Source organism: Streptomyces sp. WMMC1477, assembly GCF_027460245.1.
Classification (GTDB): domain Bacteria; phylum Actinomycetota; class Actinomycetes; order Streptomycetales; family Streptomycetaceae; genus Streptomyces.
Genome location: NZ_JAPZBD010000003.1, coordinates 439,150 through 458,132 on the forward strand (window position 1 = coordinate 439,150; position 18,983 = coordinate 458,132).

Annotated in this window: 21 protein-coding genes; 8 read left to right on the forward strand and 13 right to left on the reverse strand. The window is 74.3% G+C overall.

The genetic code is table 11. The annotated features are described in order from the left end of the window. Window positions 1-50: 50 nt before the first annotated feature. Window positions 51-332 (reverse strand): GlsB/YeaQ/YmgE family stress response membrane protein, encoded by a 282-nt coding sequence (locus O7609_RS02425; RefSeq protein ID WP_269733250.1) that lies wholly within the window; start codon window positions 330-332, stop codon window positions 51-53. A gap of 216 nt (window positions 333-548) precedes the next feature. Between O7609_RS02425 and O7609_RS02430 the strand changes: the two genes are divergently transcribed. Beyond that, complete coding sequence (locus tag O7609_RS02430; protein ID WP_269733251.1) at window positions 549-1,031, forward strand: DUF3099 domain-containing protein; 483 nt, start codon at window positions 549-551, stop codon at window positions 1,029-1,031. 216 nt (window positions 1,032-1,247) lie between these two features. Next, the gene (locus O7609_RS02435; RefSeq protein WP_269733252.1) at window positions 1,248-1,484 is read left to right on the forward strand and encodes a hypothetical protein; all 237 of its coding nucleotides are present in this window, start codon (window positions 1,248-1,250) and stop codon (window positions 1,482-1,484) included. Here the strand turns inward: O7609_RS02435 and moaA are convergent. Continuing rightward, the gene (gene moaA, locus O7609_RS02440; RefSeq protein ID WP_269733253.1) at window positions 1,467-2,456 is read right to left on the reverse strand and encodes a GTP 3',8-cyclase MoaA; all 990 of its coding nucleotides are present in this window, start codon (window positions 2,454-2,456) and stop codon (window positions 1,467-1,469) included. The two genes, O7609_RS02435 and moaA, sit on opposite strands and share 18 nt — an antisense overlap. 315 nt (window positions 2,457-2,771) lie before the next feature. Here moaA and O7609_RS02445 point away from each other — a divergent pair, with 315 nt between their 5' ends. The 4 genes from O7609_RS02445 to O7609_RS02460 all read left to right on the forward strand — a co-directional run bounded on the left by O7609_RS02445 (window position 2,772) and on the right by O7609_RS02460 (window position 7,163). Continuing rightward, on the forward strand, window positions 2,772-4,301 hold the full coding sequence (locus O7609_RS02445; protein ID WP_269743005.1) for a S8 family serine peptidase: 1,530 nt from the start codon (window positions 2,772-2,774) through the stop codon (window positions 4,299-4,301). 207 nt (window positions 4,302-4,508) lie between these two features. Next, the gene (locus O7609_RS02450) at window positions 4,509-5,543 is read left to right on the forward strand and encodes a DEDDh family exonuclease (RefSeq protein ID WP_269733255.1); all 1,035 of its coding nucleotides are present in this window, start codon (window positions 4,509-4,511) and stop codon (window positions 5,541-5,543) included. A gap of 25 nt (window positions 5,544-5,568) precedes the next feature. Beyond that, window positions 5,569-6,402: an SURF1 family cytochrome oxidase biogenesis protein gene (locus tag O7609_RS02455; RefSeq protein ID WP_269733256.1), complete on the forward strand. Its 834-nt coding sequence runs from the start codon at window positions 5,569-5,571 to the stop codon at window positions 6,400-6,402. Window positions 6,403-6,407: 5 nt separating this feature from the next. Next, on the forward strand, window positions 6,408-7,163 hold the full coding sequence (locus tag O7609_RS02460; RefSeq protein ID WP_269733257.1) for an SDR family oxidoreductase: 756 nt from the start codon (window positions 6,408-6,410) through the stop codon (window positions 7,161-7,163). A gap of 73 nt (window positions 7,164-7,236) precedes the next feature. On the opposite strand, the gene amaP is transcribed toward O7609_RS02460, so the two are convergent. From amaP to O7609_RS02500, 8 genes are all read right to left on the reverse strand, one after another. Beyond that, a complete protein-coding gene (gene amaP, locus O7609_RS02465) occupies window positions 7,237-7,833 on the reverse strand; it encodes an alkaline shock response membrane anchor protein AmaP (protein WP_269733258.1) in 597 nt (198 codons plus the stop codon). 12 nt (window positions 7,834-7,845) lie between these two features. Continuing rightward, entirely contained in the window at window positions 7,846-8,520 is a 675-nt protein-coding gene (locus O7609_RS02470) for a DUF6286 domain-containing protein (RefSeq protein ID WP_269733259.1), read from the reverse strand. Further along, window positions 8,517-8,987: an Asp23/Gls24 family envelope stress response protein gene (locus tag O7609_RS02475; RefSeq protein ID WP_269733260.1), complete on the reverse strand. Its 471-nt coding sequence runs from the start codon at window positions 8,985-8,987 to the stop codon at window positions 8,517-8,519. The genes O7609_RS02470 and O7609_RS02475 overlap by 4 nt, the downstream gene beginning before the upstream one ends. A 3-nt stretch (window positions 8,988-8,990) precedes the next feature. Next, window positions 8,991-9,179 (reverse strand): hypothetical protein, encoded by a 189-nt coding sequence (locus O7609_RS02480; protein WP_219090842.1) that lies wholly within the window; start codon window positions 9,177-9,179, stop codon window positions 8,991-8,993. A gap of 82 nt (window positions 9,180-9,261) precedes the next feature. Further along, entirely contained in the window at window positions 9,262-9,726 is a 465-nt protein-coding gene (locus tag O7609_RS02485) for an Asp23/Gls24 family envelope stress response protein (protein WP_269733261.1), read from the reverse strand. 121 nt (window positions 9,727-9,847) lie between these two features. Next, window positions 9,848-10,639: an enoyl-CoA hydratase/isomerase family protein gene (locus O7609_RS02490; RefSeq protein ID WP_269733262.1), complete on the reverse strand. Its 792-nt coding sequence runs from the start codon at window positions 10,637-10,639 to the stop codon at window positions 9,848-9,850. A gap of 119 nt (window positions 10,640-10,758) precedes the next feature. Next, the gene (locus tag O7609_RS02495) at window positions 10,759-10,974 is read right to left on the reverse strand and encodes a helix-turn-helix domain-containing protein (protein ID WP_219090845.1); all 216 of its coding nucleotides are present in this window, start codon (window positions 10,972-10,974) and stop codon (window positions 10,759-10,761) included. Between the two features lie 509 nt (window positions 10,975-11,483). Beyond that, window positions 11,484-13,082: an ABC-F family ATP-binding cassette domain-containing protein gene (locus tag O7609_RS02500; protein ID WP_269733263.1), complete on the reverse strand. Its 1,599-nt coding sequence runs from the start codon at window positions 13,080-13,082 to the stop codon at window positions 11,484-11,486. Window positions 13,083-13,397: 315 nt separating this feature from the next. Here O7609_RS02500 and O7609_RS02505 point away from each other — a divergent pair, with 315 nt between their 5' ends. Continuing rightward, on the forward strand, window positions 13,398-13,811 hold the full coding sequence (locus tag O7609_RS02505; RefSeq protein ID WP_269743006.1) for a VOC family protein: 414 nt from the start codon (window positions 13,398-13,400) through the stop codon (window positions 13,809-13,811). 62 nt (window positions 13,812-13,873) lie between these two features. Here the strand turns inward: O7609_RS02505 and O7609_RS02510 are convergent, their stop codons facing one another. The 3 genes from O7609_RS02510 to O7609_RS02520 form a co-directional block, all read right to left on the reverse strand. Continuing rightward, a complete protein-coding gene (locus O7609_RS02510) occupies window positions 13,874-15,238 on the reverse strand; it encodes a hypothetical protein (protein ID WP_269733265.1) in 1,365 nt (454 codons plus the stop codon). An 88-nt stretch (window positions 15,239-15,326) separates the two neighbouring features. Next, complete coding sequence (locus O7609_RS02515; protein ID WP_269733266.1) at window positions 15,327-16,478, reverse strand: alpha/beta hydrolase family protein; 1,152 nt, start codon at window positions 16,476-16,478, stop codon at window positions 15,327-15,329. Between the two features lie 145 nt (window positions 16,479-16,623). Then, window positions 16,624-17,334: a class II aldolase/adducin family protein gene (locus O7609_RS02520; RefSeq protein ID WP_269733267.1), complete on the reverse strand. Its 711-nt coding sequence runs from the start codon at window positions 17,332-17,334 to the stop codon at window positions 16,624-16,626. A 332-nt stretch (window positions 17,335-17,666) separates the two neighbouring features. Between O7609_RS02520 and O7609_RS02525 the strand changes: the two genes are divergently transcribed. After that, on the forward strand, window positions 17,667-18,923 hold the full coding sequence (locus O7609_RS02525) for an inorganic phosphate transporter (protein ID WP_269733268.1): 1,257 nt from the start codon (window positions 17,667-17,669) through the stop codon (window positions 18,921-18,923). Window positions 18,924-18,983 lie beyond the last annotated feature (60 nt).

Genomic DNA, 18,983 nt, shown 5'->3' on the forward strand with positions numbered 1-18,983 from the left:
TGCCCGGCTTGGTCCTGGGGCCGCGGGCGCGGCCACCCGGCGCCGGGTGGCTAGGGGGTGTGGGTGCGTCGTCCCCGTCTGATCGAGACCCACAGCGGCGCGCCGACCGCGACGACGAGTACGGCGCCCGCCAGCTGGAGCAGGTGCCGGATCCAGTCGATGCCGTCGGTGTCGTCGACGCCCATCCAGTGCGAGACGGCGTTGCCGAGGAGGCTGCCGACCATGCCGAAGATGATCGTCAGCCAGAGGGGGATGTCCTGTCTGCCCGGGAGGATGGCGCGGGCCAGCACTCCCAGCACCAGCCCCACGATGATTGCCCACAGCCAGCTCATGGCGCCTCCTAGCGCAGCGGGCGAACGGTACGGCCTCCAGGCTGCACACAGCGGCGGGGCGCACTCACCCGCTGGTGAGCCGGACGGGTGACCTGGGGGCCGCGCCCCGACTCGGGGCCACCGCCGCGGGAGGCGTACCGTGGACGCGTCGGACGCTGTACCGATCGATACACGTAGGCGGCTCCGCGGTGAGCGTCGAGCGACCAGGGGTGCAGGGTGAGGCTCAGACAGCACGGTTCAGAGGTCTACCGGATCACCGGGGCCCGCCAGGGGCTGACGGACGATGTGCGGGCGCGGCAGCGACGCTACGTCATCTCCATGTTGGTCCGTACCGCCTCGGTGCTGCTGACCGTCCTGCTGTGGAACGTCTCCCGGCCGCTGGCCGTGGTCACGCTGGTCCTCGGCGCGGCGCTGCCGTACGTGGCGGTGGTGATCGCGAACGCCGGGCGGGAGAACGCGCCCGGTCTGCCCGGGACGCTCGTCCTGCCGCCCACCCGCCAGGCTCTGGAGCCCTCCGCCACGCAGACGGCTAAGGAGCGCGCGGACGCCACCGGTGTGGGGCCGTGGACGGCCGAGGGGGCGGCCCCGCCGGGCGAACCGTCCGGGGGACCGCCGGACGCCGGACGCGAGGGACGGCCCGGCCCCGTGGACGGACCGCAGGGCGGCCGGGAGCGTGGCGGCGAGGGCCGCGGGCGCTGACCGGACCGGGCCCGATGCGCGGCGCCTCGCACTGGCGGGCCCGGAACCGACGGAACCGGAACAATCATTCGCGTTCGGGTCACGCCGTGGGCCCCTGCGTGCCATACTGCCTAGGCGCTCCGTATCCCCCGTCGGAGCGACACATCGACGCCGGGCGGCTCCCCCCGTGGCTGCCCGGCGTCGTCATGTTCCCAGGTCACGTGCTTGGATGGGCGGGTGACCGAGGATGCGCCGATCTGTTCCGCCAAGGGGTGCCGAGCACCCGCCCAGTGGGTTCTCGCCTGGAACAACCCCAAACTGCACACGCCCGAGCGGCGCAAGACGTGGCTGGCCTGCCCGGAGCACCGCGAGCACCTGTCCGAGTTCCTCGGGGTGCGGGGCTTTCTGAAAGACGTCGTGCCGCTGGCGGAGTGGGAGGCGCCGGAGGGGCCGGGCTCAGCCGCCGATCGCTGACATCGGGCGGTCCGGCTGGACGAAGGACGGGTCGTCGATGCCGGCTCCGGCCTTCTTGCCCCACATCGCGGTCCGCCACAGCCCGGCGATCTTCGCGTCGTCCTCGCCTGCGCGCAGCGCTCCGCGCAGGTCGGACTCCTCGGTGGCGAACAGGCAGGTGCGCACCTGCCCGTCGGCCGTCAGCCGGGTGCGGTCGCAGGCGCGGCAGAAGGGGCGGGTCACGGAGGCGATCACGCCGACCCGGTGCGGGCCGCCGTCCACGGTCCAGCGTTCGGCCGGGGCGGAGCCGCGCGCCTCCTCGCCTTCGGGGGTGAGGGTGAAGCGGGTGCGCAGGGACTCCAGGATGTCCCCCGCGGTGATCATGCCCTCGCGCTGCCATCCGTGCTGGGCGTCGAGCGGCATCTGCTCGATGAACCGGAGCTCGTAGTCGTTCTCCACGGCCCAGGCGAGGAGCTCGGGCGCCTCGGCCTCGTTGAGCCCCGGCATCAGCACGGCGTTCACCTTGACGGGGGTGAGCCCGGCGGAGCGGGCGGCGGCCAGCCCGCGCAGCACGTCGGCGTGCCGCTTGCGGCGCGTCATGCGCTGGAAGACCTCGGGGTCGAGGGTGTCCAGAGAGACGTTGACGCGGTCCAGCCCGGCGTCCCGCAGGGCCTCCGCGGTGCGCTCCAGGCCGATGCCGTTGGTGGTGAGGGAGAGCCGCGGCCGCGGTTCCAGGGCGGCGCAGCGCTCGACGATGGAGACCAACCCGGGGCGCAGCAGCGGCTCACCGCCGGTGAAGCGCACCTCGTCCACCCCCAGCCGCGTCACGGCGATGCGCACCAGGCGGACGATCTCGTCGTCCGTGAGCAGCTCGGGCTTGGCCAGCCACTGCAGACCCTCTTCCGGCATGCAGTAGGTGCAGCGCAGGTTGCAGCGGTCGGTCAGCGAGACCCTCAGGTCGGTGGCGACCCGGCCGTAGGTGTCCTTGAGCATGCGCGCCAGCCCTCCGACGGTTGAAGCCTTGCTCCGCAGCGTACGTGAGCTCTCCGACATTCAACAGGTCGTTGAAGTAACGACGCGAACACCCTCTGTTAACTTCTCATGTTAATGTGAAAATCATTGCCGTACGGCAGTAGACGACGATACCTTCCCCTCCGGTCCGCGAACGACCAACTCCGCTCATCGGACGCCGTGTTGACGCGCCACCTGGCGCGCCGGCGGTCGCGGGCGGAGCCGTGGGCCAGGCCAGGGCTCCCCGTGCAGCCCTGGAGCACCGCGTACCCGAGCCCCCGAGAACATGGAGACCCCATGGCACTGAGCCCCCTGTCCAGACGGAGCCGACTGCTCGCCGTGCCCGCGGGCGTGACCCTGACCGTCTCACTCGGGCTGCTCCCCTCCGCGAGCACGGCACTCGCGGAGGGGAAGCCCGCCGCCGGGGACGGCCCGAAGCTGTCCTACGTCGTCAACACCGACGACTCGCGGAAGGCCGTCAAGAAGGCCAGGAAGGCCGTCAGGAAGGCGGGCGGTACCGTCGTCACCGCCTACGAGGAGATCGGCGTCGTCGTCGCCCACTCCTCCGACCCGGACTTCGGCGCACGGATGCGGGCCGCCGAGGGCATCGACTCCGCGGGCGCGACGCGCACGGCCCCGCTGACCCCCGTTGCCACGACGGAGGTCGGCGAGCCCGAGTACGTCAAGCCGCCAAAGGACGGCTTCCAGAGCGCCCGGCAGGCCGACGGGGACGTCAACGAGCCGCTGGAGTCCCTCCAGTGGCCGCTGCCGCAGATCAGAGCGGACGAGGCGCACCGGATCAGCGAGGGCAGCCGGGACGTGACCGTCGCCGTCATCGACACGGGCGTGGACGACACCCATCCGGACCTGGCGCCCAACTTCTCCGCCGAGCAGTCCGCCAACTGCGTCGGCGGCGTCGCCGACACCTCCGAGGGCGCCTGGCGGCCGTACCCGGACGGCAGTTACCACGGCACGCACGTCGCGGGCATCGTCGCCGCCCCCCGCAACGGGATCGGCGTGGCCGGAGCCGCCCCGGGCGTCCAGGTCTCCTCCATCAAGGTGAGCGAGCCCGGCACGAGCCTCTTCTACACCGAGGCCGTCGTCTGCGCCTTCATGTTCGCCGCGGAGAACGGCGTCGAGATCACCAACAACAGCTACTACATCGACCCGTGGCTGTTCACCTGCCGCGACGACGCGGACCAGGGCGCCCTCGTCGAGGCCGTCAGCCGCGCGATGGCGTACTCCACCCGGCAGGGTGTCGCCCACGTCACCTCGGCCGGCAACGCCAACCTGGACCTCGCCTCCGACGAGCTCACCGACACCTCCAGCCCGAACGACACCACCCCCGTCGAGCGGACCGTCGACCCGGGCGTCTGCCCCGACATGCCCACCCAGCTCGCGGGTGTGACCTCCGTCGCCTCCACCGGCGCACACGGCGTCAAGTCGTACTTCTCCAACCACGGTCTGGGCCAGATCGACGTCGCCGCCCCCGGCGGCGACGCCCGCTACCAGCTCCCGGAGGCCCCCGCCAAGAGCGGCGGCGTGCTGTCCACGATGCCGGACGGCGAGTACGCGTTCCTCCAAGGCACCTCGATGGCCGGCCCGTACGTCGCCGGGGTCGCCGCCCTCATCAAGAGCGAGGACCCGCGCGTCAGCCCGCAGGAGCTGGCCTGGCGCCTGAAGGCCCAGGCTGTCAGCACCCCATGCCCCGAGGGCGAGTTCGACCCGAGCGGTGACGGACGCTACGCAGCCGCCTGCACCGGCAGCAAGCACGTCAACAGCTTCTACGGCTTCGGCATCGTCGACGCCCTGGCCGCCGTCCGGTAACGCCCCGCGCGCGGAGCGCCGTCCCACGGGAGGTGGCCGGACCCCACGGGTCCGGCCACCTTCGCCGTGTCTCCCCCTGGACGCCGCAAACAGGACGAAGCACCCCTTGACCGCCAAACCGAACAGACGTCAAAGGGCCTGCGGAAAACCGGGTTTGCCGCGGCCGCGGGCTCTCGCTGTCAGTCGGGACCCGTATCCTCTGTGACCATGCTCGAAGATCAGACGGCACCGGAAAGCCGGCCTCGGTCCGCGGCTGCCGCACCGCCGATCCCCGCGCAGCAGCACGCGGAGTCCTCCTGGCCGTCGGGCTACCCCACCGGCTACGCCGTGGTGGACGTGGAGACGACCGGGCTCTCCCGGGAGGACAGGATCGTCTCCGCCGCCGTCTACCAGCTCGACGGCCGGGGCGAGGTGGAGGACCACTGGTACTCCACCGTCAACCCGCAACGCGATCCAGGGCCCACCTGGATCCACGGCCTGACGAGCGCGGTCCTGGCCGACGCACCCCTCTTCCCGGACGTGGCCGAGGAGTTCGCGCGGCGCCTGCAAGGCCGCGTCCTGGTCGCCCACAACGCGATGTTCGACTGGACGATGATCGCCCGCGAGTTCGCCCGCGCGGACCGCGAGCCGCCGGTGCGCCAGCGGCTGTGCACCATCGCCCTCTCCAAGGCGCTCGGGCTGCCGCTGGCCAACCACAAGCTGGAGACGCTCGCCGCGCACTACGGGGTCGTCCAGGAACGCGCCCACCACGCGCTGGACGACGCCCGGGTGCTGGCCGAGGCGTTCCGGCCGAGCCTGCGGCTGGCCGCAGGCCGGGGCGCCCGGCTCCCCCTGCTCGCCTGCACCCCCCTCACGGAGTGGGCGCCGGGGCCGCGGGACGCCGGCTCCGCACGCGCCCGGCCCACCCACCGCTCGGCCACGTGGCGGCCCTCCCGCCGCCGGCCCGCCTGCCCCTATCCCAACCCCGGCCGGTACGAGCCCGGGGGCACGCTGGTCCAGGGCATGCGGGTGGCGATCTCCGGGGACACCTTCACCGAGCGCGAGCTGCTGGAGGACCGGGCCGTCGAGGCGGGCCTGCACATCGCCACGAGCGTCTCCCGGCTCACCAGCCTCCTGGTGACGAACGACCCCGAGTCCCCCACCGGCAAGGTCACCCGCGCCCGCTCCTTCGGCACCCCCGTCATCGACGAGGCGGCCTTCACCCAGCTCCTGCGGGACGTGGCCCCCGCGCCGAAGGGCTGACGGCGGCGCGGTACCGTCGTTGGTCGTGTACCGCTTCCTGTTGTCCCGGCAGTGGGTGATCCTCACTCTGCTCGCACTCGTGCTGATGCCCGTCATGGTCCAGCTCGGGTTCTGGCAGCTGCACCGGCACGAGGCACGGGTGGCGCACAACGAGCTGATCGCCGGCAGCCTGGCCGCCGAGCCGGTCCCCGTCGCGGAGCTCACCGGGGTGGGCCGGATGCCCGCCGAGGACGACATGTTCCGCCGGGTGACGGCGACCGGCGTCTACGACACCGCGCACGAGGTCGTCGTCCGCCGCCGGACCGCAGCCGACGGCCGCGAGATCGGCTACTTCGTCCTCACCCCGCTGATCCGCGCGGACGGCACCGCGCTGCTGGTCAACCGGGGCTGGGTGCCCGGCGACGGCGACCAGCGGGCGTTCCCCGAGGTGCCCGGGGCCCCCGGCGGCACCGTGACCGTCACTGGACGGCTGCTGCGGGACGAGACGACCGCGGCCACCGGCATCAAGGACCGCGGCGGGCTGCCCGAGCGCCAGGTCATGCTCATCAACAGCGAGCAGCGGGCCGCCGCGCTGGAGCGCCCCGTGCTCGGCGGCTTCGTCGAGCTGACGGCCACCGCCCCGCGGCCCGCCGAGGACGAGATCGCCGAGCAGGTCCCGGAGCCCGACCACAGCGGCGTCGGCGCGCACCTGGCCTACGCGATCCAGTGGTGGCTGTTCACGGCCGCCGTTCCCGTGGGCTGGGTGATCCTGCTTCGCCGGGAGCTGCGGGACCGGCGGGCCGCGGCCCGGAGGGCGGACGAGGGCGCACCGGCCACCGGCCCCGCCCTCGCGCGGGCCGCGGCGGGCACGGCAGACTGACCCCCATGGATCTTGGGCTCAAGGACACCGCGTACCTCGTCACCGGCGGCACCCGCGGGCTCGGCTTCGCGACCGCCGAGCAGCTCACCGCCGACGGGGCACGGGTCATGATCACCGGACGCGGGCAGGCCGCTGCCGAGGACGCGGCACGGCGGCTCGGCCCCCTGGCCGTCGGCACCGCCGCGGACAACGCCGACCCGGAGGCGGCCGAGCGGCTGACGGCGGCCGCGCTCACCGCCTTCGGGCGGCTCGACGGCGTCCTCATCAGCGTGGGCGGCCCGCCGGCCGGCAGCGCGGAGACGTCGAGCGACGCGCAGTGGCGGGACGCGTTCGAGTCCGTCTTCCTCGGCGCCGTACGGCTGGCCAGGGCCGCCGCCGCGCGGCTGTCCGAGGGCGGCGTCATCGGCTTCGTCCTGTCCGGTTCGGTGGCCGAGCCCATCCCGGGCCTGACCATCTCCAACGGACTGCGTCCGGGGCTGGCGGGGTTCGCGAAGTCGCTGTCGCTGGAGCTGGGGCCCCGCGGCATCCGGGTGGTGGGGCTCCTGCCCTCGCGCGTCGACACCGACCGGCTCCGTGAGCTGGACGCCCTCTCCGGCGACGCCGCGGCCTCCCGCGAGCGCAACCAGGCGATGATCCCGCTCGGCCGCTACGGCACGCCGGAGGAGTTCGGGAAGGCGGCGGCGTTCCTGCTCTCTCCCGCGGCCTCCTACCTCACCGGCACGATGCTCCCCGTGGACGGCGGCGCGCAGCACCGCTTCTGAGCCCCGCTCCCGTCGCCGAGCACAGCGGCGGGAGCGCCCGAGCGTGTTCGTGCGTCAGCCCCGTCCGGGGCGCTCAGCTGATGCGCTCGGTGCGGCCGCGCGCGCCGCGCAGCCGCACCTCGGCCGGTAGTTCGGCCAGCCCTGCCGAGAGCCTGGCCCGCTCCAGCGCGCCCTCCCGCAGCTCCCGCACGATGTGGTCGGGGCGGGCGTCGGCGTCCACGAGGAGCCCGACACGGGCCCGGGGCGCACGGCGCCGGCCGGTCAGCACCACCCGCGCCCCCCGGACGCCGGGCAGGTTCTCCGCCTCCCCGGCCAGCACCTCGGCGAGCGCGGAGCCCCGCAGCCGCGCCCCGGCGCCGTCCCCGCTGTCCACCTGGAGCGCGGCGAGGCGGCGGGCGCGGAGCTGGGCCAGCAGCCACCAGACCGAGGCCAGCAGCAGCGCGCCGAGCACCGTGAAGACGACGGGCCACCACCAGCCCTCGTGGGTCCACTGCGTGCGGTCCTCGTGGGTGAGTACGACCTCGTCGGGGTTGCGCCACGAGTACCCCTCGGGCGGGACGACGTCCAGCCGCCGCGGCAGGTCCGCGGCGGCGGCCAGGGCGGCGAGCCCCAGGGCCAGGAGGCCGAGTCCGACGAGGCCCAGCAGCAGCCGGTTGACGGTTCTCAGCATCGCTCACTCACCTCAGTGCCGGTCCGGACGGCGGACGTGGACGGACAGCCGGGGCGCCCGGGCGAGGCCCAGGTCGGCGACGGTGTCGGCGAGCACGCCCCGCAGGTCCGCGCGCACCGCGTCCAGCTCACGGAAGTGGGCGACCGCTCTCGCCCGTACCGCCCGGCGGCGCACCGTCACCTTCGCCGACCGCACGCCCGGGACCTGCACCGCCTGTCCGCGCAGGACGGCCGCCGCTGTCCGCCGGTCGATCCCGGCCCGCAGCCCCGGCGCACCCCGCATGGTCAGCAGCCACCGTGTGCCGGGGGTCAGGGCGAGGAGCAGCAGCCACAGCCCGAGAACCGCGACGGCGACGGCGACGGCGAGGACCCAGCCGTCGCTCAGGGGCCGGGTGGCCAGTTGCCCGGCCAGCTCGCGGCGCCAGGCCCGCGCCTCGTGCCCGGCACGCACGGCGGCGAGGTCGTAGAGCAGGACACCGGTGGCGAAGGCCAGCACCAGCGCGAGCAGGAGCACCGGCAGCCGGCGCTCCGACCAGAACCGGCCGCGCCGCCCGGAGCCCGCCCCGGGGGCCTCGGGGCCTCGCTCCCCGGCCGGCCCGGCGGGGACCGCGGCGGGGTCGGTGAGGTCCGCGGGATCGGCCGCGGGCCGCTTCTCCAGGGTCGGTGGCCCGGCGGCTTCGTCGCTCACTCCACCCTCCCGGCGCGGTCCTGGGCCGGATGCGGCGCGTTCAGCCGTTCGACGTCGATGGCGACCTCCGGGACCGCGAAGCCGGCCAGCGCCGCGACCCGGTCGATGACACGGCGCCGCACGGCCCGGCACTGGGCGCCGATGTCACCGGGGTAGCCGAGCTCCACGGCGACGCGCAGCCGGGCGGTGTCCGGCTCTCCGCCACGGCGGGAACGGGCGCGCGAGGTGACCGTGGCGTGCCGGGCCCGGCCGCCGGGCGGCGCGGGCGGCGTGCCGTCCGGGTTCCCCGTCGCGGCGGGGCCGGAGGTGGTGGAGGACCGTGGGGTCCCGGCGGAGCCGGATGCCGCGGAGCCGCCCTCCGAGGGGCGCAGGGCCTCGTGCGCGGCCTGCGCCGCGATCTTGGCGATCACCTTGTCGGCGACCCGCGTGGCGCCGCGCTCGGCGGCCGGAACGCGCTCGAGAGCCATGGCTCACCGCCGTCCGCTTCGGCCCCGGGTACCGAAGAAGTCCCCCGGGTCGAGGTCGCCGTCGGCGAACCTGCCGGCCACGAAGCCCACCGCACCCAACGCGGCGACCAGCAGAAACGCTCCGAACCCGCCGAAGTACCCGGCGAAGCCGAGCGCCATTCCAGTGATCAGTCCGACGACCGCCATACTCATAGTGCGCTCCCTTGTATCGCTTCGCCCGGCCCGCGCCGGAGCCCGGGTCCCGTGCCGGGTCTACCCCGCTGCCGGACCGGTACTACCGCAGTCGCGGCTCCTCTTCCTCCTCCTCGTCCGGCTCGTCGGGGAGCTTCACGTCGCTCACCGCGATGTTGACCTCCACGACCTCCAGGCCCGTCATGCGCTCGACGGCCTCGATGACGCTGCCGCGCACGTCGGAGGCGACATCCCCGATCGAGACGCCGTAGTCGACGACGATCTCCAGATCGAGGGCCGCCTGCACCTCGCCGACCTCGGCCTTGACTCCGCGCGTGGCGGACCGGCTGCCGCCCGGTACCCGGTCGCGGACCGCGCCGAAGGTCCGGGCCATGCCACCGCCCATGGCGTGGACGCCGTCGACGTCGCGGGCTGCCAGGCCGGCGATCTTGGCGACCACGCCGTCGGCGATGGTCGTCTTGCCCCGGCCGGCGGGCGGCCCGCCACCGCGCTTCGCGCTCTCCGGCCGACCGGACTCCTTGGCCGTGGCGGATGTGGTCTCGGTCATCGCCTTCACCCCTCTCGGGAAGCCTGCCGGAGGCGGCCGTCGGCCGCCTCCGCTCCGTCCCTCACCCTAGGGCCGCCGACAGCACGGGCCCGCGTGCTGTGCCGCCGAACGGGTCGGCGGGCTACTCCCCCAGCCCGGCGAGGTCCTTGAGACGGCGGCCCTGCGCGGCGCGCTCCGCGACGCGCTGCTCCTCGTAGCTCCGCTCGGCGGCGCCCTGGAGCAGCGCCTTGGTCTCGACCACGGCGTCGCGCGGCGCGGCCAGCAGTGCGGCGGCCAGGTCGGCGGTGGCCGCGTCCAGTTCGGCGCGGGGCACGACGAGGTTCGCCAGGCCGGTGCGCTCGGCCTCGTCCGCGTGCACGAAACGGCCGGTGGCGCAGATCTCCAGGGCCCGGGCATACCCCACCAGGCTGACCAGGGGCTGGGTGCCCGTCAGGTCCGGGACGAGGCCGAGGCTCGTCTCGCGCATGGCGAACTGGGCGTCGTCGGCGCACACCCGCAGGTCGCAGGCGAGGGCCAGCTGGAAGCCGGCCCCGATCGCATGCCCCTGGACGGCGGCGACGGTGACGACGTCGGGCCGCCGCCACCAGGTGAACGCCTCCTGGTACTCGGCGATCGTGCGGTCCATCTCCTCGGCCGGGCCGCGGGCCAGGTCGAGGAACGAGGGCTCACCGTCGAAGCCTTCCGGGGTGAAGGCCTGCCGGTCCAGGCCCGCGGAGAAGGACTTGCCCTCGCCGCGCAGCACCACGACCCGCACGCTGCCGGGCAGCTCCCGGCCCACCGCGGCGAGGGCCCGCCACATGGCCGGGGACTGGGCGTTGCGCTTGTCCGCGTTGGCGAGCGTGACCGTCGCCACGCCGCCGTCGTTCTCCGCCTCGACGGTGAGTCGAACACCGTCCCGATCGAGCAGGGTCATCGCGTCCTCCGGTGGCTCGTCCGCAGTTAAGTGACTGCAGAGTAACCACCGGACCGACACCGTGCCCGACCGGGTGCGCCACCGTCAGGCGCCACCCGCCCGCCGGCGGTGCGTGGAGGTCAGTCGGCCTTCCTGCCCCGGGTGGCGCCGCCGCGACCGCGCAGGGTCACGCCCGCCTCGCTGAGCATGCGGTGCACGAAGCCGTAGGACCGGCCGGTCTCTTCGGCCAGGGCCCGAATGCTCGCGCCGGAGTCGTATTTCTTCTTGAGGTCCGCCGCGAGCTGCTCGCGCGCGGCGCCGGTCACCCGGCTGCCCTTCTTCAGAGTCTCGGTCACCCGTGCCTCCTCATGGGAAGTGCGCTCTGAGTTCTCATGATCACCCCTTCCGGTCCTTCTGGCCACCCATTCAGCAAGGTCGATGGGAGGAGCTTGACGCCGCGGGCACGCTCGGTGACGGGACGCGCGGCCCGCCGCGGCCCGGGCCGCGCGCTTCCGATCGCCGTCCGGCGCCCCGAACGGGCAGGTCAGCGGGGATACGCGTCCCTCGGTCCGGGAGCGGGGACCGAGCCGGGGCACGGGCGCTCGGGTGATCGGCAAGCCCCCGGGGGATACCAGCCGTCCTCACTCGGATGAAGGATCACGCGTCTACCGCGCGGCATCCGGGGACCCAGCGATGGTCACGCAGAACGTCCGGGCGACTTCCTCGGGTGAGGCGAGGCGGCCCCCGGAGCCGCGGGGCCCGGGGCGTCAGAAGCTGAGAGCCGGCCGGCTCTCAGCGCCTCGGGACCTCGCGGCCTCGCGGCCTCGGGACCTCGGGACCTCGCGGCTCAGGGTGCTCCGGGTCCTCAGGCGAGGGCCACCAGATCGGCGTAGTCGGCGCCCCACAGGTCCTCCACGCCGTCGGGCAGCAGGATGATCCGCTCGGGCTGGAGGGCGTCGACGGCGCCCTCGTCGTGCGTCACCAGGACCACGGCACCGGTGAAGGTGCGCAGCGCGCCGAGGATCTCCTCCCGGCTGGCCGGGTCCAGGTTGTTCGTCGGCTCGTCCAGCAGCAGCACGTTGGCCGAGGAGACGACCAGCGTGGCCAGCGCGAGCCGCGTCTTCTCCCCGCCGGACAGGACGCCGGCGGGCTTGTCGACGTCGTCACCGGAGAACAGGAAGGAGCCGAGCACCTTGCGGACCTGGACGAGGTCCATGTCGGGCGCGGAGGAACGCATGTTCTCCAGCACCGTGCGGTCCGGGTCGAGCGTCTCGTGCTCCTGGGCGTAGTAGCCGAGCTTGAGGCCGTGACCGGGCCGCACCGCGCCGGTGTCCGGCTCCTCGACCCCCGCCAGCAGGCGCAGCAGCGTCGTCTTTCCGGCGCCGTTGAGGCCGAGGATGACGACGCGCGAGCCGCGGTCCACGGCGAGGTTGACGTCGGTGAAGATCTCCAGCGAGCCGTAGGACTTGGACAGCCCCTCGGCCGTCAGCGGCGTCTTGCCGCAGGGGGCCGGGTCGGGAAAGCGGAGCTTGGCCACCTTGTCCGACTGCCGCTCGGACTCCAGCCCGGCCAGCAGCTTCTCCGCCCGGCGGGCCATGTTCTGAGCGGCGACGGCCTTCGTGGCCTTGGCCCGCATCTTGTCCGCCTGCGAGTTGAGCGCGGCGGCCTTCTTCTCCGCGTTAGCCCGCTCCCTGCGGCGCCGCTTCTCGTCCGCCTCGCGCTGCGTCAGGTACTGCTTCCAGCCCATGTTGTACTGGTCGATCTGGGAGCGGTTGGCGTCGAGGTAGAAGACCTTGTTGACCACCGTCTCCACGAGGTCGATGTCGTGGGAGATGACGACGAGGCCGCCGCGGTAGGTCTTGAGGAAGTCCCGCAGCCAGACGACGGAGTCGGCGTCCAGGTGGTTCGTCGGCTCGTCCAGGAGCAGGATGTCGGCGTCCGAGAAGAGGATGCGGGCCAGCTCGACGCGGCGCCGCTGTCCGCCGGAGAGCGTGTGCAGGGGCTGGGCGAGCACGCGGTCGGGCAGCCCGAGGCTCGCGGCGATGGTCGCGGCCTCGGCCTCGGCGGCGTAGCCGCCCTTGGTGAGGAACTCGGTCTCCAGCCGCTCGTACTTCTTCATGGCGCGCTCGCGGGTGGCGCCCTTGCCGTCCGCCATCCGGTCCTCGTTCTCCCGCATGCGGCGGATGACGACGTCGAGGCCGCGGGCGGAGAGGATGCGGTCGCGGGCGAGGGTGTCCAGGTCGCCGGTCCGCGGGTCCTGCGGCAGGTAGCCGACCTCACCGCTGTTGGTGATGGTGCCCGAGGCCGGCACGCCCTCGCCGGCGAGGCACTTGGTGAGCGTGGTCTTGCCGGCGCCGTTGCGGCCGACGAGGCCGATGCGGTCGCCGCGGGCGATACGGAAGCTGGCCGACTCGACGAGGACGCGGGCACCTGCGCGCAGCTCGAGACCGGAGACGGTGATCACGGGGAAACTCCTGGGCGGGACGACGTACGTACGGAACTGGCGGGCTGTGGGTCACGGCCGCGCTGCGCCGCCTGGCGGGGGCGCGGGAGCCGTCGGCACGGGAGTGCGACGGGCGGCAGGTGGACGTACGTCGCCGGCTAATGCGTGAGTGGGGTTTCCATGCGGGGAAGTCTACCGGCGCCCCGCAAGCGGTTTTCCCGCCTCCCCGTCGCCCGGCCGGGCTCCGCCGCCGCGCACGGGCCGGGCCCGGCTGGAAGACTGTGGCGCGGACGTCGCCCCCTTCGGCGCAGCACCGAGAGAGGTCCGGTGATCGACATGGCCGCGCAGACCGCCCCGCCCAGCGTCTTCCCGACGCTGCTCTACGCCGATGCGAAGGCCGCGATCGCCCAGCTCCAGGCGGCGTTCGGGTTCACCGAGGACATGGTGTACGCGGCCGACGACGGCTCCGTCCTGCACGCCGAGCTCTCCTACGGCAACGGCACGGTGATGCTCGGTTCCAAGGGCGGTGAGGGCGCCTTCGCCGAGGCCACCCGGGACGCCGGCCCGACCACGGTGTACGTCGTCGTCGAGGACTGCGACGCGCATCACCGGCGGGCGGCGGAGAACGGCGCCGAGATCCTCTCGCCGCCCGTCGACCAGTCCTACGGTTCGCGGGACTACATCGCGCGCGATCTGGAGGGCAACGTCTGGGTCTTCGGCACCTACAGCCCGGACCGCGCCGCCGGCTGACCAAGCGCTCCGGACGGGACGGTCCGGACGGCGCCCTCCGGGGCGGGTGGCCTCGGGACGGCTCAGGCGCCGCCGGAGTGGACCTGGAAGGCGGCGCGGCGCACGGCCCTGGCCAGAGCCGGGTCCGGGTGGGCGGCGGCCAGGGCCACCAGCACCTGCACGGTGCGCGGGTGCCCGGTGGCCCGCACCTCCTCCAGCAGCCGCGGAACGCTGTCCCGGACGGCGGACTCCAGGTGGTCGACGAGGAGCTGGCTCTCACCGTGGTCGGCGACCGCGGCGGCGGTGTCCACCCACAGCCAGGCGGCCTCGTCACGGCTGAGCACGCCGGGCGCCCCGCCGGCCAGGTCCTCCGGGTCCGCGCCCTCGTGCTCGGCGACCCACAGCAGGGCGTAGGGCCGCAGCGCGGGGTCGGCGGCGGCCTCGCGGACGGCGGGCTCGGCCGGCGCGCCCACGACCCGCAGGGCCTCGAAGGCCAGGGCCCGCACGAGGGCGTCCTCGCCCCGGGCGGCGGCGAGCAGCTCCCGGACGGCGGGACCGGTGGGCCGGGCGGCCAGCCAGGCCCGGTACTCGTCGCGGGCCGGTCCCGGGGAGAGGCGGGCGCAGCCGCGCAGCATGTCCTCGGCGCACTGCTCGATGTTCCCCGCGGGACTGAGGGCGGCGACGCAGATCTGCTCCAGCTTGGCCCACACCGCCCAGTCGCCGAGCGGGGTGAGCTGGGCCTGCCCCGGCTGTCCCGGGTCCTGGCAGCGGGTGAGGGCGCCGACGGCGGAGAGCCCGTCCAGGGCCCAGGCCAGCAGGGCGGCGGGCTCGCCGGGGGCGGTCCCGGGCACGGGCGTGCCGGTGCGGTCCCGCTCGGCGTGCAGCTCGGCGATGCGCTGGGTGAGCAGTTCGAGCAGCGCCGGTTCGGTCACCGGGCCGGACGACAGATGCATCACCGACAGCAGCTGCGGCGCCGCCACGACGACGTCGCCGACGAGGGACGGGTCGGCGCTGGCCGGGGCGGGGCAGGCCAGCGACCAGGCGTCGAACAGGGCGACCCAGCCCCGCAGGACGGCGGAGTCGTCCCGGTCCCAGGCGCGCAGCCGCCAGCCCGCGCGCACGGCGTCGGCGTGCAGCTCGACGAGGCCGGCGAGCCGGGCCCGGTCCCAGTGGACGGTGATCTGGCCGGCGGGCAGCCCCAGGGCCTCGGCGGGGGGGCCGGGGTCGAGGACGGGTGAGCGGCCGCGGGCGTCGGCCCAGCGGGCGAGGCGGACGGCCTCGCCCAGCGCCGCGCGGGCCTGACGGGCGAGCTGTTCGCGGGGCGCCAGCCGGGCGGGCGGACGCGGAGCGGGCCGGGAGCGGCGCACGGACACGGATCGGCGGGCCGTGGCCAGGGCCTGCTCGGGGACGATGCTCAGCCTGGTGTCTCGCGGGGTACGGGACGTCACGGGGGGCAGTCTTCCTGCTGAGCCCCGAAAAGCCCAAACCGCGCTCGTGGTCACCCACATGGCGGGGGCACTCGCCCCACCGCCGGGGTCACATGAGCGGGGTGAGAAAGCGCCGCAGGGACTCCTCACAACCCATGGGGTCGGCGTTCCAGGCGCCGCCGTGGCGCCCGTTCAGGACCTCGCGGACGGTGACGAGGTCGGGCCGCGCGGCACCGTAGTCGAGGGTGTCGTCCCAGGAGGCGACGGCGTCCCCCGGCCCGTGCAGGATCAGTACGGGCTCGGTGAGGCGCTCCGGGTCGACCGCGTCCGCCAGCCGTTCGGCGGCGGCCTCGGTGCGGCTCTCGGCGGCGCGCACGGCCAGCGGGAGCAGGCTGTGCGGGACGCGGCGGGCGGCCAGAGCGCGCACGGTGCCGCGCCAGTCGAGGACGGGCGAGTCGAGCACCAGCCCGGCGACGTGGCCGCGCAGCGCGGAACGGGCGGCGGCGTGCAGGGCGATCGTGGCCCCGACGGACCAGCCCATGAGCACGATGCGGGTGGCGCCGCGACCGACGGCGTAGCGCAGGGCGGCGTCGAGGTCGCGCCACTCGGCGTCCCCGAAGTGGCCGACGCCGTCGCCGGGCGAGGGCGCGCCGGGGTCGCCCCGGTAGCTGATGGAGAGCACGGGGAACTGCATGCGGTGCAGCAGGGGCATGACCACCATCGGGTGGTCCCGGGTGGTACCGAGGCCGTGGACGGCGATGACCCAGGTCTCCCGGGCACCGGGGAGGAACCAGGCGGGCATCGGCCCGAGCTCCCCGGGGACGGAGACGTCCTCGCTCTCCAGGCCGAGGGCGTCGCCGGGGGTGCCGCGGTAGACCTGCGGGGTGATCCGCACCCGCGTGCCGGGGCTCAGTTCGCCCTCGGTCACGCGCACGAGCCGGCGCACGACGGTGTCGGGCGAGGCGCCGTCGACGTGGCCGTCGTGGCGTCCGGCGTCCAGCACGTTGCCGATGACCGCGTGGCAGCCTCGGCCGGTGAGCCCGTAGATGCCGGGGATGAGCGAGTCGAGCGAGCGGGTCAGCGTGACCTGGCCGGGGGCGGTGCCGTGCACGGTCAGCGGCGGGCCGTCGAAGCCGGGCGGCGTGCCTCCGGCGTTGGGCCTCAGAGCAGCTCCGGCCGCGTACCGGCCGGCCGCGACGGCCGCTCCGGCACCCAGCGCGGTGAGGGAGGCGGCTACGGCCGCCGTGGTTCCGGGACGCATCTCGTTCAGTGTGCGGCGGGCTGCTGCCCCGTGCCACCGGACCTGCGCCGAACGTGCGCCCCGGGACCCTGGACGCGGCCGGGAACCGACGGGGGCGGCGGGAACGGCGGGAGTGCGGGGGCGGCGGCCGGAGCGGGCGGGAGGTTCAGCGGTCCGCCGCCCCGGGGCCCGGCCGCTGGCCGTAGCCGCGGAGACGTTCGGCGACGACGTCGAGCTCCTCCGGTGGCAGGGTCGCCGGGGTGCGGCCGGGGACGGCGGCGGCGGCCAGCCATACCTGGCACATCCACTCCAGCTGCGCGGTGAGGTCGTAGGCCTGGTCGAGGTCGCGCCCGTGGACGACGGTGCCGTGGTTGCGCAGCAGGCAGCCGGTGCGGTCGCGCAGGGCGGCGAGCAGGTGGGTGGCCAGGGCCTCGGTGCCGTAGGTGGCGTAGGGGGCGACGCGGACCGCCCCGCCGAGCGCGGCGGCCATGTAGTGGACGGCGGGCAGTTCGTCGACCAGCGTGGAGACGGCGGTGGCGTGCACGGCGTGGGTGTGGACGACGGCAGCGGCGTCGGTCTCGCGGTAGACGGCCAGGTGGAGGGGCAGCTCGCTGGTGGGCCTGCGCGCCCCGGCCGCGGGGCTGCCGTCGAGGTGGACGGCGCAGAGGTCGGCGGGCCCGAGCCGGTCGTAGGGGATGCCGCTGGGCGTGACGAGGACGACGTCCTCCACCCGCGCGGAGACGTTCCCCGAGGTGCCGACGACGAGTCCGGCCTCGGCGGTGCGGCGTGCGGTGCGGACGACCTCGTGCCAGGCGGCCGACCAGGCCGGTGGCGCCTCCTCGGCGGGGAGGGGACGGTGGTGTTGGGGCTGGGGCACGGGCCTGCCTCTCGGGGTGGGTGCGTCGGACGTGCGGAAGATCTCGAATCGGTCTCGGTGGGGGCGTGAGGCAAAGAGGGGGCGCAGGGGCGCGAGGGCGGCTCGCGGAGGCGCCGGAACGCGGTCCGCACCCCACGGAAAGCTACTGTGACCAGCGTCTCGATGTGGCCGGGAGGCTCTTGTCCAGCCGGTTGTTTCCAAGGGCCGGACGACGGTCCGCCACACCTCCCCCGAGCCATGACACCCTGAAGCCCGCCCCAGTTCACCTTCCGTTCACTCATCGTCCTTACGTTCGCTGAGCAACCTGACCGCCCAAACTGATTGCCGGGTGAATGGAACACTTCACGCTGCTGATCGGGATCGTGATCGTCACGGCCCTGGTGTTCGACTTTACGAACGGCTTCCACGACACCGCCAACGCGATGGCCACGACCATCTCGACCGGGGCTATGAAGCCCAAGGCAGCGGTGACCATGTCGGCGATCCTCAATCTCGTCGGAGCGTTTCTCTCCATCGAGGTCGCCACGACCATCTCGAAGGGCATCATCGACGAGACGTCCGGCATCCAACCCGAAGTGATCTTCGCAGGGTTGGTCGGGGCGATCCTGTGGAACCTGCTCACCTGGCTGGGCGGCATTCCCTCGAGTTCCTCCATGGCCCTCATCGGCGGTCTGATCGGTGCGACCGTGGCCTCCGTCGGCATCGGTGCCATCGACGGCGGTGCCGTGCTCGGCAAGATCCTGATCCCGGCCTTCATCGCCCCGGTCGTGGCCGGCCTCGCCGCCTTCCTGGCGACGCGCGTCACCTACCGGGCGGCGCGCAACGCCGACCCGGAGCGGACCTCGCGCGGCTACCGCGCCGGCCAGATCACCTCGGCCGCCCTGGTCTCCCTGGCCCACGGCACCAACGACGCGCAGAAGACCATGGGTGTGATGACCCTGGCGCTCATCTCCGGTGGCGTCATCGCGGGAGACGCCGAGCCGCCGCTGTGGGTCATCGCCTCCGCCGGTGTCGCCATCGCGCTCGGCACCTACCTCGGCGGCTGGCGCATCATCCGCACGATGGGCCGCGGTCTGACCGACATCCAGGCCCCGCAGGGCTTCGCCGCCCAGACCAGCTCGGCGGTCACCATCCTGGCCTCCTCGCACCTCGGCTTCTCCCTCTCCACCACCCAGGTCGCCTCCGGCTCCGTCATGGGTTCGGGATACGGCCGCAAGGGCGGTGTGGTGCGCTGGAACACCGCGTACCGCATGTTCGCCGCCTGGGGTCTGACGCTCCCGGCCGCCGGTGCGGTCGCCGCCCTCGCCACACTGCTCGCCGAGCAGGGCGACTGGGGCATCACCACCGTCGCCGTCCTCTTCGTGGCCGCGATGGCCGTGATCTGGGCCGCCTCCCGCCGTGAGGTCGTCGACCACACCAACGTCAACGACGACGAGTCCGCCGCCGGCGAGGACGACGCCTCCGGCGTGGTCACCACCGCCGTCCGGGCCGTGAGTCCGCCGCCGGTCGGCGTGCAGCGCCCGGCCTCCGGCGAGGAGGAGCAGGACGGCTCCGCCCCGGCCGGACGTCCCACCGCCGGCGCCGTCTGACGCCGCCCCCGGGCCGGGGCTCCGCCCCGGCCCACCGCCGCTCCCCGCGGCCCCCCCCCA